14 protein-coding genes are annotated in these 12,502 nt (G+C 63.5%); 7 read left to right on the forward strand and 7 right to left on the reverse strand.

The annotated features are described in order from the left end of the window. Positions 1-8 precede the first annotated feature (8 nt). The 3 genes from BLQ01_RS14925 (at position 9) to BLQ01_RS14935 (ending at position 2,258) form a co-directional block, all read left to right on the forward strand. Positions 9-971: a DNA topoisomerase IB gene (locus tag BLQ01_RS14925; RefSeq protein WP_091552598.1), complete on the forward strand. Its 963-nt coding sequence runs from the start codon at positions 9-11 to the stop codon at positions 969-971. A gap of 135 nt (positions 972-1,106) precedes the next feature. Continuing rightward, the gene (locus BLQ01_RS14930; RefSeq protein WP_091552600.1) at positions 1,107-1,664 is read left to right on the forward strand and encodes a hypothetical protein; all 558 of its coding nucleotides are present in this window, start codon (positions 1,107-1,109) and stop codon (positions 1,662-1,664) included. 6 nt (positions 1,665-1,670) lie between these two features. Then, positions 1,671-2,258, forward strand: coding sequence for a TetR/AcrR family transcriptional regulator (locus tag BLQ01_RS14935; protein ID WP_091552602.1), 588 nt, complete (start codon positions 1,671-1,673; stop codon positions 2,256-2,258). Between the two features lie 145 nt (positions 2,259-2,403). On the opposite strand, the gene BLQ01_RS14940 is transcribed toward BLQ01_RS14935, so the two are convergent. The 5 genes from BLQ01_RS14940 to BLQ01_RS14960 all read right to left on the reverse strand — a co-directional run bounded on the left by BLQ01_RS14940 (position 2,404) and on the right by BLQ01_RS14960 (position 7,738). Beyond that, entirely contained in the window at positions 2,404-2,682 is a 279-nt protein-coding gene (locus tag BLQ01_RS14940; protein WP_024819123.1) for an HPr family phosphocarrier protein, read from the reverse strand. Positions 2,683-2,766: 84 nt separating this feature from the next. After that, positions 2,767-4,797 (reverse strand): PTS fructose transporter subunit IIABC, encoded by a 2,031-nt coding sequence (locus BLQ01_RS14945; RefSeq protein WP_026541774.1) that lies wholly within the window; start codon positions 4,795-4,797, stop codon positions 2,767-2,769. Beyond that, positions 4,794-5,786, reverse strand: coding sequence for a 1-phosphofructokinase family hexose kinase (locus BLQ01_RS14950; RefSeq protein ID WP_026541775.1), 993 nt, complete (start codon positions 5,784-5,786; stop codon positions 4,794-4,796). Before BLQ01_RS14950 ends, BLQ01_RS14945 begins: the two co-directional genes overlap by 4 nt. Beyond that, the gene (locus BLQ01_RS14955) at positions 5,783-6,574 is read right to left on the reverse strand and encodes a DeoR/GlpR family DNA-binding transcription regulator (RefSeq protein WP_091552603.1); all 792 of its coding nucleotides are present in this window, start codon (positions 6,572-6,574) and stop codon (positions 5,783-5,785) included. Before BLQ01_RS14955 ends, BLQ01_RS14950 begins: the two co-directional genes overlap by 4 nt. A 732-nt stretch (positions 6,575-7,306) precedes the next feature. After that, positions 7,307-7,738 carry a hypothetical protein gene (locus BLQ01_RS14960; protein WP_026541777.1) on the reverse strand — a complete coding sequence of 144 codons (432 nt, stop codon included), beginning with the start codon at positions 7,736-7,738 and terminating at the stop codon, positions 7,307-7,309. 179 nt (positions 7,739-7,917) lie between these two features. Here BLQ01_RS14960 and BLQ01_RS14965 point away from each other — a divergent pair, with 179 nt between their 5' ends. The 3 genes from BLQ01_RS14965 (at position 7,918) to BLQ01_RS14975 (ending at position 10,588) form a co-directional block, all read left to right on the forward strand. Further along, positions 7,918-8,691, forward strand: a complete 774-nt coding sequence (locus tag BLQ01_RS14965) for a GAF and ANTAR domain-containing protein (protein WP_026541778.1) — start codon at positions 7,918-7,920, stop codon at positions 8,689-8,691. Between the two features lie 218 nt (positions 8,692-8,909). Beyond that, on the forward strand, positions 8,910-9,365 hold the full coding sequence (locus tag BLQ01_RS14970) for a hypothetical protein (protein WP_026541779.1): 456 nt from the start codon (positions 8,910-8,912) through the stop codon (positions 9,363-9,365). Between the two features lie 38 nt (positions 9,366-9,403). Further along, the gene (locus BLQ01_RS14975; protein WP_091552605.1) at positions 9,404-10,588 is read left to right on the forward strand and encodes a glutamate--cysteine ligase 2; all 1,185 of its coding nucleotides are present in this window, start codon (positions 9,404-9,406) and stop codon (positions 10,586-10,588) included. A 277-nt stretch (positions 10,589-10,865) separates the two neighbouring features. On the opposite strand, the gene BLQ01_RS14980 is transcribed toward BLQ01_RS14975, so the two are convergent. Together BLQ01_RS14980 and BLQ01_RS14985 are read right to left on the reverse strand one after the other, a co-directional pair. Further along, entirely contained in the window at positions 10,866-11,267 is a 402-nt protein-coding gene (locus BLQ01_RS14980) for a VOC family protein (protein ID WP_011773069.1), read from the reverse strand. A 10-nt stretch (positions 11,268-11,277) separates the two neighbouring features. After that, positions 11,278-11,754, reverse strand: coding sequence for a helix-turn-helix transcriptional regulator (locus BLQ01_RS14985; RefSeq protein WP_091552607.1), 477 nt, complete (start codon positions 11,752-11,754; stop codon positions 11,278-11,280). Between the two features lie 26 nt (positions 11,755-11,780). On the opposite strand from BLQ01_RS14985, the gene BLQ01_RS14990 reads away from it, so the two are divergent. Beyond that, a complete protein-coding gene (locus BLQ01_RS14990; RefSeq protein ID WP_091552771.1) occupies positions 11,781-12,398 on the forward strand; it encodes an alpha/beta hydrolase in 618 nt (205 codons plus the stop codon). Positions 12,399-12,502: the final 104 nt, after the last annotated feature.

Below are 12,502 nucleotides of genomic sequence, written 5' to 3' on the forward strand. Positions count from 1 at the left end.
GAAGAGCCGTGCCCAGGCTGAAGCGCAGCGACTTGTCCAAGCCCGGCATCGTGCGCCGCAGGGTAGGAAAAGGGTTCAGCTACCGGCACCCGGACGGGAGCCTGGTCGGCAAGGAGGATCGCCAGCGCATTAATGCGCTGGCGATCCCGCCTGCATGGACCGATGTGTGGATCAGTCCTTTCGAGAACGGACACATCCTGGCTACCGGAGTCGACGACGCCGGGCGCAGCCAATACATCTACCACCCCACCTGGCGGGAGCGGAAAGACACCGAGAAATTCATTCGCGCCGCCAAGCTGGGACTGGTGCTGCCGGCGATCCGGCGCAACGTCACCGTCCACCTGCAAAACATGGACGATCCCCGGCAACAGACCCTCGCCGCCGCCGTGCGGCTGATGGACCTCGGCGCGCTCCGGGTTGGCTCCGAGGTGTACATGAAGCAGAACGGTTCCTACGGGCTCACTACGCTTCGATGCCGCCATGCACGGGTTCAGGGGCAGGACGTCTTCCTGAAGTTCCCAGGCAAGAGTGGCCAACTGTGGGACAAATCCATCCACGACCCCGCCTTGGCCGCCTTCCTGGAACCACTGGCCGAGCGCCCGGGCAAGGAGCGCCTGCTTGCCTACCTTTCGGAGGGAACCTGGGTCTCCGTGGATGCCTCCATGATTAACGGATACTTGCGAGGCATCACCGGCGATGCCTACTCATCCAAGGATTTCCGGACCTGGAAGGGTACGGCCGCGGCGGCCCTTTGCCTGATCAAGTCCGGCCATAAGGGAACCCCCCGCCAAGCAATTGTCCGGGCCATCAAGGAAGCCTCAGAGATATTGGGCAACACCCCGTCCGTGGCCCGCTCCTCCTACGTGGACCCGCGCATCATCGAGGCCTACCTCGAGGGGGAACTGAAGGAAGTCAAGCCCACCGAAGCTTCGGTTGCGGCCTTCCTTAACGGTGAAACGCCGGGCGGGTAGCCCGGAGGGTCACCCGGATCCCTCCAACTGCCCCGGGTCCTGAGGGCGGTCCCGGGCCCTGGGTTTGTTCCAGGAGCTTTGTGAGTACACTCGTACTAATAAAGATCGGCATGAACGAGCCTTGGGGAGCAGTGAATGATTCTGGTCGCAATCGTGGTGTGCGAAGTTGCGTTTTGGGTAGCGATTATCGCCGGGCTCGCAGCGCGGTACCTGCTCAGGAGGCCCCGACTCGGTGGAGCCCTGCTGATCCTTGCTCCGGTGATCGACGCCGTCCTGCTCGCCTTGGTGGCAGTTGATCTGCTCGGCGGGGGAACGGCCTCATGGCAGCACGGGCTGGCAGCCATCTATATCGGCGTCTCCATCGCGTACGGCAAGCGCATGGTGGCATGGGCCGATGGGCACTTCCACCACCGGTTTGCGGGCGGCCCCGCTCCGGAACGCGTCACAGGCTCCCGCTACACGGTCAAATGCTGGCGGGATGTGCTTCTAACTGCGTTGGCGGTAGTCATCGCCGGCGCAACCCTGGGCGCGATCATCCTTCTGGTCAATGACGCAGAACGAACCGCAGCCCTCGCCGGGTTCTTTCGCATCCTGGGGATCATCTTTGCCATCGACTTCCTCTGGGCTGTGAGTTACACAATCTGGCCCAAGAAGGCCGCCCGGTCCTTGCCCGCTGCTGCCTCTTCGCACTGAAACACCATGCCGCGCAGAATCGACGCCGAAGCACGCACCGCTGAGATAGCGGAGGCGTCTTTACGGGTCCTCGAACGTCATGGGCTCGTGGGCTTGTCAGTCCGCGGGGTGGCAGCGGAAGCAGGCATTGCTGCTGCCTCGTTGCGGCGGTCATTTGCTACGCAGCACGCCCTTCGGGAGTACTGCCTGCAACTCATCGAGGATCGGGTCACCGCCAGGATCTCGGCGCTCGGGCTGACCGGCCGCGAACTCGTTGATGGGCTGCTGTTGCAACTGCTCCCCCTCGACAAAGAGCGGCGCTTGGAACTGGTGGCGCAGGTCCAACTCGGTGTTCTTTCCCTCACCGACAGCCATCTCCGTCCTGCGGCGACCAGGCTGAGCGAAGCAGTCGATCGAGCGTGCCACGCAGCTGTGCAGATCCTGATCGAGGCGGGCCTGTTCCATAGCGGGCGCGATCCCGGCTACGAAGCGCAGCGGCTGCGGGCACTCCTTGATGGAATCGCCATGCAAGGACTGTGGAGCGGGGAGTTGCCGGCTTCAAGCCACATGCCCGGCGTGCTCGCGCGCCATCTCGACTCACTCGCCAACCCGTAAGCCCTCACGCAGTGACAGCAGACGACGGCGTACTGCGGATGACGGCGACAACCCCGACTTGCCCACACCACAAAGAAAGAGCCTGGCGACTCCCACATCAGGAAGTCGCCAGGCTCTTTCTTTGGCGCTGAAGATTAAGTAATCGCTACTCGGCGTCGTGGTCCGTTTCCAGGATCTTGACCAGGCTGTCCAGTGCGGCGTCCGCACCTTCACCCTCGGCGCGCAGCACCACGACGTCTCCGTGGGAGGCGCCCAGGCTCATGAGTGACAGGATGCTGGCAGCGTCCATGGCGTCATCGGCGGGTTCACCTTGGCGTGCGATGGTGACGTCGATATCCAGGTCTCCGGCTGCCTCAGCGAAGATGGCTGCCGGGCGGGCGTGCAGGCCGACGCGGCTTGCGATGGTGGCTGTACGTTCTGGCATTGGTGCTCCTTTTTGTGAAGGGTGGCGGTTGTCGGTGGTGGCTTTGTGGGAAGTCTAGACCGTGGAGGCCTGGACGGGGTGACGCTAGACGCTTGCTGTGGCCGGTGCGGGTTCTGCTGCTTCTACCGGCTTCTTGACGGCCCAGCGCTTGAGTGCGATGACGGCCAGGGCGCTGACCACCATGCCTGCGACGATCGAGACAATGAACATCAGCAGGTTGCCGATGGCGAAGAAGACAAACAGGCCGCCGTGCGGTGCTTGGGAAGTTACACCGGTAGCCATGCAAAGGGCTCCGGTGAGGGCGCCGCCCAGCATGCTGGCCGGGATGACGCGCAGCGGGTCTGCTGCTGCGAAAGGAATGGCACCTTCGGAGATGAAGGAGGCTCCCAGCAGCCAGGCTGCCTTGCCGTTCTCACGCTCGTTGAGGGTGAAGACTCTCTTGTCCAGGGCGGTAGCCAATGCCATGGCAAGCGGGGGAACCATGCCGGCAGCCATGACCGTGCCCATGATCATCCACGGAGCCTGGTTGTCTGAACTGCCGGCACTCAGGCCGGCGACTGCGAACGCGTAGGCAACCTTGTTGACCGGGCCGCCGAGGTCGAAACACATCATGAGGCCAAGAATGATGCCGAGAACAACGGCGGAGGCGCCGCTCATGCCGGTCAACCAAGTGTTCAAGGCTACTGTGAGGCCGGCGATGGGGCCGCCGAGGACCAGGAACATCAAGCCGGAGGCAACGATTGAAGCAAGCAGCGGGATGATAACCACGGGCATCAGGCCACGGAGCCAGCGCGGCACCTGCCAGGTTCCGATCAGGTGCGCGATGTAGCCGGCCAGGAGGCCGCCCACAATGCCACCAAGGAACCCTGCACCCATGAACCCTGAAACGGCGCCTGCAACGAAGCCGGGGGCGATGCCGGGCCGGTCGGCGATGGCGTAGGCGATGTAGCCGGCCAGCGCCGGGACAAGGAAGCCCATGGAGAGGGCACCAATTTTGAACAAGACCGCGCCGAGGTAGATGGTGAGTCCGCCCTCGGGCAGGTTGCCGAAGTTGTTCTCGAGAACCACCTTGTCTGCGACTCCGGTGATGTCGTAGCCGCCGAGCAGGAAGCCAAGCGCAATCAGCAGGCCACCGCCGGCCACGAACGGAATCATGTAGCTCACGCCGGTCAGGAGGGCGCGCTTCAGCTTCTGGCCGATGTGCTCGCCCTTCTCCTCCTCGGCGCGCTCAGCCTGGTCTTCAGCGCCGGCATGGGGAACGCGGCGTGCCCGGGGATCGTTGGCGGCAGCGAGTGCTTCCTCCACCATCTTGGTGGGTTCGTCGATGCCGCGCTTGACGGGAGCATTGATGACCGGCTTGCCGGCGAAGCGCTCCTTGCCACGAACATCAACGTCGACGGCGAAAATTACGGCGTCAGCTGCTGCAATCACGGCCGGGTCCAGCGGCTTGGCACCGGATGACCCCTGGGTCTCCACCTGGAGGTCGACGCCCATTTCCTTGGCAGCAGCCACCAGTGAGTCGGCAGCCATGTACGTGTGCGCAATGCCGGTGGGGCAAGCTGTCACGGCCACAATGCGCTTGGGTGCGGAAGCCGCCGTCGTGCCGGCGCCAGAGCCGGAAACCGCGGCAGGTGCGGCAGCATGTGCGGGTGCGGCAGCCGGCTTATCGGCCAGCGCGCCGTCCACGAGGTCAACAATGTCCTGCTCAGTGGCCGCCGCACGCAGCGCTGCGGTGAAGTCCTTTTTGATCAGGGACCGGGCCAGCTTGGAGAGCAGCTTCAGGTGTTCCTGGTCCGCGCCGTCCGGGGCTGCGATGAAGAAAATGAGGTCCGCGGGACCGTCCTTGGCGCCGAAATCCACCTTGTGGGACAAGCGGGCCATGGCAAGGGCCGGTTCCTGGACCGCTGCGGAACGGCAGTGCGGGATCGCGATGCCGCCGGGGACGCCGGTGGCTGTCTTCTGCTCGCGGGCGAAGGCGTCGGCGAAGAGGCCTTCAACCTCGGAAGCACGGCCGGAGGCGGCAACCTTGCCGGCCAGGACGCGGATGACGTCGGCGGGGGAGTCGCCCAGGTTTTGGTCGAGGGTGACCAATTGGGGTGTGATCAGCTGGGTCACTGTGAGTCCTTCTGGAGGGCCGTGATGGTTACGGCGTCTGGGGTTGTCTGGTGGACTGCCGGGACAGTGGAGCCTGGCAGCGAAGCAGCAGCGGCACCATGTGCCACGGCTTGACGAAGGCAGTCCTGCGCAGAGCCGCCTTGGGTTGCAGCCAGCAAGTAGCCGGCAAGTGAAGAGTCCCCGGCGCCCACCGTGCTGACGGCTTTGATGGGCGGATGCGTGGCGAGCCACGCCCCGTCCGCCGTCACCAGGATTGCTCCCTTGGACCCGAGTGTTGCGAGAACGGCACCTACACCGCTGGCGACGACGGCGGCTGCGGCTTCAGCGGCTTTGGCCGGATCCGCTTCCAATTCGTCAGCAGTGGAGACGTTGGTGAAGCCGGCGGCGGCAGCGAGCTCTGCGAGCTCTTCCGCGTTCGGCTTGAGGAGGTCCGGTTTCCCTGCGGCGTCGCCCACCAAGGCGGCCGCAAGGGGTGCCCCGGAGGAGTCGATGGCGATGCCGGGCGTTGCCGTTCCGTCCGCGTTCGACCGGAGCCGACGCGCGATTGTGGCGTAGAAATCCGCAGGCACTCCTGGTGGGAGCGATCCTGCCAGTACTACCCAGCTGGCGCCACGGGAGCGCTCCAGCAGCAACCCGATCAGGGCTTCCTGCTGTTCACCGCTCAGTTCCGGGCCGGGTTCGTTGATCTTGGTGGTGACACCGTCCGGTTCGGTGAGCGTGACGTTGCTGCGCAGCGCCTGGCCGATGGGAAGCGCGGCGAACGGCACGCCGCCGTCGTGCAGTCCGGAAAGGACGGGGTCCGAGTCTGCGCCCGGAAGAACTGCCACGGTGTCGAGGCCGGAGGCCACGAGCGCCCGCGAAACGTTGACGCCCTTCCCACCGGATTCCTGGTGGACGGCCACCGCACGCTGCACTTCACCGCGGGCCAGGGCGCCGGGGAGTTCAACCGTGCGGTCAAGGCTGGGGTTGGCGGTCAAGGTGACAATCATGCGATCACCACGTCGACGCCGGCATCGGCCAACGCCGCGGCGAGCTCGGGGGAGGGTTGGCTGTCTGTAATCAAGGTGTCAACATCCTTCAACGTTGCGAACTGGACCAGTGTTTCGGAGTCCAGCTTGGAAGAGTCGGCCAAGGCCACCACCCGACGGGCTGAGGTGACGAAGGCGGCCTTGACCGCGGCTTCCTCAGGATCGGGGGTGCTGAGACCGAAGGTTGCGTGGATGCCATTGGCTCCCACAAAAGCGATGTCCGGGCGAAGTTTGTAGGCGGCCTCCACTGTGGACTGCCCGACGGCGGCCTGCGTCAGTCCGCGGACACGCCCACCAAGGATCTGGAGTGCTATCCCCGGGGTGGAGGAGAGCTTGCCGGCAATGGGAATGGCGTGCGTGATGACCACAAGTTCATCGTTTCCGTTGGCCGGTGGTGTCCGCTGGGCCAGCAGGTCCGCCAGCGTTTCGGTGGTGGAGCCGGCATCGAGCAGGATGCTGCCCGTGGTGAGTTCCGGAATGAGCCCAAGGGCTGCGTTGGCAATGCGGAGTTTCTCGATCTGGCGCTGTACGGCGCGTTCAAGAATGCTTTCCTCGCGGGTGCTGAGGCGGTCCGAGGGTACGGCGCCTCCGTGGACGCGGCGCAGGTTCCCGGAAACTTCAAGGGCTGCGAGATCCCGGCGGACTGTTTCAGTGGTGATGCTGAAACGGTCGGCAAGGTCAGTGACGCTCACCCGTCCGCGCTCTGCGACGAGTGCGGAGATCAGTTGCTGGCGTTCTTCGGCGAACACTTACCCTCCATTGCGGTCAAGCCGGACATTCAAGACGCCCACTTCCGTGACTGCTGTCACAACGATGTGGAATTGCTTGACTCTATCTTTGTTTATGTTGGTAAGTCAAGAGAAACCAACATAAACAAAGATTGAAGGGCTCACCGCTTTGGTCGCAGCAACTTCCGGGCACAACAAAGGGCATGCCGTGCTCCCTGTAGCGCAGCATGCCCTTGTTCGGATCCTGACTGGGGGATTTGCCGGGATCCGGTCTGTGGTGTGCCCCCCTAGGTCAAGGGAGTCGGTGGCTCGCCCTGGCCGGGCTGCGACGGAACCGCAGGTCCCGGCGTCGGGGGTTCAGGCGTGGGGTCCGGAACGGGCGGCGGCCCTGGCTCCGGCAAGGGAACGGGCTCGGGGGTAGGTCCTGGCTCGCGGGTTGGATCTGTGCCCGGACCGCGGGAGGGGCCAGGGTAGGACGGGTCCGGAGGAAATTCGCTCATGGTCAGGCGCTCCTTCGACGCGACGAATGCTGCGGTCTCAGGCTCTCCGGGACAGAGGACGGGTAGCGGCTGGAATCCCAGCCGGAACTCCGGTAGTCGATGGGCAGGTTGTCCGGATCCGGCGGATCGGGAAGCTTGCGCCTGTTGGCCGGCCTGAGCTGTGAGGCCGTGGATGAAGATTCTTTCCTCTGTGATTCCGTGTGCATGCTATCCCTCCCGCTAGCTCCAGATACGGTGTTGCGGCCGCTGATCCTCATTCCGGGATCTCCATGCGGAATCCGCAGTGGCATCCGAGGATGCGTGTGTTGATAAGTACTTCGTACATCCGCAGTTGGCCGCCGGGCTTGAGGACCAAGGGGGCCTGGATCCTGCGAAGCTCACAACTCTTGGTTTTCATGGGCTCGCCGCAGTGCAGATACTGCCCGCCAAACTGCAATACGCCCTGGTTCACGCCCGGACGGTTCAGGATCAGCGCCACGCGCTGGACCGATGCCACCTGCTGATAGGCGTACCTGCAGGCATTGCACTCGTAGGTCACTTCGACCATGTTGGGCGCAGGCGGGTAATGCGATTGGATGGAGTTCACCAGCAGGTCTTTGTCGTTGTTGCAGCGCTGGCACCACAACGGCTCATCAGGCGGTTGGTGGGCTTCGTCTGGAACTCTGGACGCTGGCTGGGCCGGCATGGGTCTGTACCTCTGCATCGAAAAAATGCGGGACGCCCGTCTGCATGAGCTGGAAAGCCTGGGTCCTGTGATGGGGACTGTTAGCTAGATTGTGCACATAGGTGCACCGCATATGCAAGGATTTTGTAGGCATCCAAAAAGGGGTGACAAGCTGAACCACTACGACCGTAAACTAAGGCATGGACGAAATGAACGTTGAATTAGCGCTGCCTGATGCTGCATCGGCGCCAGACGAAATTTCGGTGCCGGAGCAACTGCAGGACCTGGTGATTGACAGCGAAGACGTGGGCGGGTTCCTTGGCGATCTCGCGGTCTTCTCGGCGGCAGCCGTGTCCAGGGCTGTTGGCGTGCCAGTCCATTGCGGGATCACCGTCAGCCGCCGTCGACGCACCGCAACGGTGGCCGGAAGCACCCAGGAAGCCAAGCTGATCGATGAAGTCCAGCAGGCCTACGGGGACGGACCGTGCCTGGAGGCAATGAGAAGCCATTCCACCGTGCACGTTCCTGACACTTCCATCGAGGAACGGTGGAAGGAGTACTGCACGGTGATCGCGGAACGCGGGCACCTGTCTGCACTCTGCGTGCCGCTGGAACTGGATGAAGGCGCAACTGCTGCGCTGAACTTCTTTGCTCCCCAGGCCGGTGTCTTTGATGACGCCACCATCCAAAACTGTGAACTGTACGCAAGCCAGGCGGAGCGCTCGCTGAGGTTGGCCGTGCGCATCGGGGTAAAGCAGCAGCACGCCGACGACCTCCAGGATGCCATGCAGTCCCGGACCGTCATTGACCTGGCCTGCGGCATCATCATGGGGCAGAACCGCTGTACCCAGGAGGAAGCGTTCGAGATCCTCAAGAAGGCCTCCAGCACCCGGAACCAGAAGCTGCGTGAGGTCGCAGAGTCCCTGGTCACCAGTGTGGCCAAGCAGGCTCCCGTGGCCCATTTCGAGCCCTGATCCGGAGGACCGGCCGGCCTGTGGCCAGACCGTGACTTGTGACGCGCACCACTGGTGATCTACATTTTAGGTGGGTTAAGCAGATAGCCCTTGGAGCCTCATGTCACCTGGTGCCATCACGGATGGTCCAAGAACTGCACCTTTTAGCCGTGGCCGCTTTCGGCCGGCACTGACGTGCAGGCATGCTGGCTCCTTGGAGAAGTAAAAGGAGAACGGCAATGACGCTTGGATCCCTGCCCGTCCCAAAACCTGCCAGAGGGACGGATCCCGCAACCGGTGAAACCGGAGCGCGGCCCTGGTGCACAGTATGCGGCACTGATTCGTACATTTTTGTTGAAACGGTGGTTGAGGCCCAACCGAATCGGTCCGAGGTAGTAGAAGTCAGCTACACCTGCAGCGAGTGCGATACGTTCTATGCCCACGCTGTGCCGCTGGTGGCCTTGGTGCCTGAGATCCAACGGGAATTTCTTTCCACTTCCGCAGCAGGACTTTGGTTCAGCTGCACCCACTGCGGCGATCCCATGACCTTGGGACGCCCCACTGAACGGGTGATTGAGGCGCCCCGGACCACCGATGATCCGGAAAGCCCCAGCCTTCTGGAGGTCTACTTGCAGACGCAGGTGCTGCATTGCCGTTGCGGTTTCCAAATGGAGGTTCCACGCCACATTGGATGATCGCCGTCTCTGAATAACCAACAGCGGGAGGGGTGGCCATGCGTACGTTTGGTGTCGAAGAGGAACTGTTGATCGCAGATCCCGCGGACGGAATGCCGTTGGCGCTGGCCGCAGACCTCCTGGACGTTGCTGCCCCGCACTTTGATGAGGCGCAGGACGGGGACAGCGCCGGTGCAGACGGAGGCGGTGCCCATGGAAGCGGTGCCGGAAACGCGACGCTGAAGTCGGAGTTCAAGCAGGAGCAGGTGGAAGTCAACTCGCGGCCCTGCCGAACTGCCGCCGAACTCAGGGCCGAGATCCGTGCCGGACGCGCATTGTCCGATAAAGCTGCGCGGGCCGTGGGGGCGCGAGTGGCGGCCTTGGCCACACCACCCGTTTTCCACGCCACACCCACCATGGGGAACCAGCGGTACGCGGCCATGGGGACTGAATTCGGGCTGATTTCCCGTGAGCAGCTCACCTGCGGTTTCCATGTCCACGTGTCCATCGAATCCCCGGACGAAGGAGTAGCCGCCCTGGACCGGATGCGGCACTGGCTGCCCGTGCTCCTGGCCTTGAGCGCCAATTCTCCCTTCTGGATGGGGGCCGACACAGGCTTTTCCAGTTATCGCACGCAGATTTGGAACAGATGGCCCACTGCGGGTCCCATGGATGTTTTCGGTTCCGCTGAGGGCTATCAAGTCATGCTCTCGGAGCTGCTGGGGACTGGAGTTCCTTTGGATGAGGGCATGATCTACTTCGATGCCCGGCTCTCCAAAGGGCATCCCACTGTCGAACTGCGCATAGCGGACGTGTGCCTCTATGCCGAGGACGCCCTCACCATCGCCGTGATTGCCCGGGCCTTGGTGGAGACCTCGGCGGCCGAGTGGCGGCAGGGAAAACCGGCATCAAGCACGCTCACGCCGGTCATCCGGATGGCGAATTGGAAAGCCAGCCGCTTCGGCACCAACCACCAGTTGCTGCACCCGTTGGAACAGCGCCCCTATCCCGCTGCCGATGTTGCCGGCGCGCTGCTCCGACACGTTCGCCCGGCGCTCACAGCCACCGGTGATCTTGCCCTCGCCCGGGCAGGCGTGGCGAACATTCTCCGCCGGGGCACCGGCGAACGGCTGCAACGCCAGGCGTACAGCCAGCGTCGCCGGTTGTCCGACGTCGTATCCGCCGCCATTGCCTCCACCCACCAGGACGGCGAACGGTCCGACGCCGGGGTGCTGAGTCACTAGGGAAAGTACTGCAGGCGAAGAAGTACGGCGGGCGAACAAGTACGGCGGGTGCGGCGGCAGCGGGCAGACAGCACGGCAGGCGAACGGACACCAGGCAGACAGCACGACGGCGGCAGGTCGCCTCGGGTGCGGCGGCAACCGGCAGACAGTACGACGGCGGCGGGTCGCCTCGGATGCGGCGGCAACCGGCCGCCGTCGTAATGCCGCCGTGGAAGACGAGGGTTGAGCCCGGCAACCGGCCGCGTACAGCCGGAGCAGAACCCTGGCGTTAAGCCCGTCAGCCCTGGTTGATACGGATCATATTGCCGGATGGGTCGCGGAAGGCGCAGTCGCGCGGTCCCCAGGGCTGATCGATGGGTTCCTGGAGAACTTCGGCTCCTGACGCGCGGAGCTTCTCGAACGTAGCGTCCAGGTCATCCGTGGTGAACACCAGCATGGGCATAACACCCTTGGTCAGGAGTTCCTGGATGGCATCGCCGTCGGCCTGTGAACGGCCGGCGTGCGGCGGGGAAAGCACCAGTTCAAGATCCGGCTGGGCGTCGCTGCCGATGGTGACCCAGCGCTGGCCGTCCGAGCCGACGTCGTTCCTTACGTCGAAACCCAGGGCGTCGCGGTAGAAGGCGAGCGACTCATCCACATCGTTGACGGTGACATGTGCATACTTCAATGAAATGTTCATGAATCACACGCTATTGCAGCTGTGGCGCGGGCGCTTCTTCAATCCTGCTCAGTCCATCAGGAGCCGAAACCGGAGCCGAAGTTTTGCCCCCATTTCGTTCGGGCCGCGTGTGCTGCTTGGCGATACAGGAAGGCATGGCCTTGACGGCGTGGTGTTCGCGCGAGCGGTATTCGCTGGGGTTGATGCCAACGATTTCCGTGAATCGCGTGCTGAAGGAGCCCAGCGACGTACAGCCGACTTCCATGCAGGCGTCCGTGACGCTGGTGCCTGCCCGGAGCAGGGCCATGGCCCGTTCGATCCGCCGGGTCATGAGGTAGTTGTAGGGGGATTCGCCGTAGGCGGCCTTGAACTGGCGGGAGAAATGCGCGGGGGACATGAGTGCTCCGGCGGCCATGGTGGGCACATCCAGAGGACGCGCATACTCGCGGTCAATGAAGTCGCGGGCGCGCCGCAGATGAGCCAGGTTGGCCAGTTCCTGCGGAGTCATGGCGCCAGTCTACTAGGCTCATGCCCATGGATTCAGTGGTGTGGTCAAAGCCCGAAAGCCAGCGCGCGGGCACTCCGCTGCTGGTGATGATGCACGGTTATGGAACCAGCGAGCAACGCATGGTGGACCTCTTTCCGCATCTTCCCGGCGAGTTCACGTGCGCTGCACTTCGCGGTCCGAAAGTGATCGGCGACGACTACGGCTGGTTCCTGTTGGACTACTTCCTTACCAACGACTTTGCTGATGTGATTGCGTCCACCAACGCGGTGTTCAACTGGATCAACTCGGTCAAGGACAATCACAGCAGCGTGAGCCTGCTGGGGTATTCGCAGGGCATGGCCATGGCCAGTACGCTCCTGCGGTTGCGGCCCCAGGCCTTCAAGGCCACGGTGGGCCTGTCCGGCTTTGTGCTGGAGAACGACCTCCTTGCCCTGAGCGAGTCCTTTGACAGCCCGCCCCCGTTCTTCTGGGGACGGGATAAGGGCGACCCCGTGATCAACGAGGACGCGATCGCCCACACTGCGGAATGGCTGGAAGCCAACGTCGCGTTGACGGCACGGACTTATCCGGGGATGGGCCACAGGATCGAACCGCCGGAGCTGGTGGACGTCAGTGCGTTCCTGAAGTTCTACGTCTTGGGATGAAGTTCTGGGGTGATGTTCCGGGTTGAAGTTACGGGTTGATGTTCTGGGTTTGATCCCCGGATTAGACGGCATCCGGACTCATGAATCAACCTCTTGGTGAGATT

Source organism: Arthrobacter sp. UNCCL28, assembly GCF_900102805.1.
Taxonomy (GTDB): domain Bacteria; phylum Actinomycetota; class Actinomycetes; order Actinomycetales; family Micrococcaceae; genus Arthrobacter; species Arthrobacter nicotinovorans_A.

Excerpts from the sequence above, each read along its gene's own strand:
- BLQ01_RS14930 (WP_091552600.1), top strand. The coding sequence starts at position 1,107 with ATGATTCTGGTCGCAATCGTGGTGTGCGAAGTTGCGTTTTGGGTAGCG.
- BLQ01_RS14935 (WP_091552602.1), top strand. The coding sequence starts at position 1,671 with ATGCCGCGCAGAATCGACGCCGAAGCACGCACCGCTGAGATAGCGGAG.
- BLQ01_RS14940 (WP_024819123.1), bottom strand. The coding sequence starts at position 2,682 with ATGCCAGAACGTACAGCCACCATCGCAAGCCGCGTCGGCCTGCACGCC.
- BLQ01_RS14950 (WP_026541775.1), bottom strand. The coding sequence starts at position 5,786 with ATGATTGTCACCTTGACCGCCAACCCCAGCCTTGACCGCACGGTTGAA.
- BLQ01_RS14960 (WP_026541777.1), bottom strand. The coding sequence starts at position 7,738 with ATGCCGGCCCAGCCAGCGTCCAGAGTTCCAGACGAAGCCCACCAACCG.
- BLQ01_RS14965 (WP_026541778.1), top strand. The coding sequence starts at position 7,918 with ATGGACGAAATGAACGTTGAATTAGCGCTGCCTGATGCTGCATCGGCG.
- BLQ01_RS14970 (WP_026541779.1), top strand. The coding sequence starts at position 8,910 with ATGACGCTTGGATCCCTGCCCGTCCCAAAACCTGCCAGAGGGACGGAT.
- BLQ01_RS14975 (WP_091552605.1), top strand. The coding sequence starts at position 9,404 with ATGCGTACGTTTGGTGTCGAAGAGGAACTGTTGATCGCAGATCCCGCG.
- BLQ01_RS14980 (WP_011773069.1), bottom strand. The coding sequence starts at position 11,267 with ATGAACATTTCATTGAAGTATGCACATGTCACCGTCAACGATGTGGAT.
- BLQ01_RS14985 (WP_091552607.1), bottom strand. The coding sequence starts at position 11,754 with ATGACTCCGCAGGAACTGGCCAACCTGGCTCATCTGCGGCGCGCCCGC.
- BLQ01_RS14990 (WP_091552771.1), top strand. The coding sequence starts at position 11,781 with ATGGATTCAGTGGTGTGGTCAAAGCCCGAAAGCCAGCGCGCGGGCACT.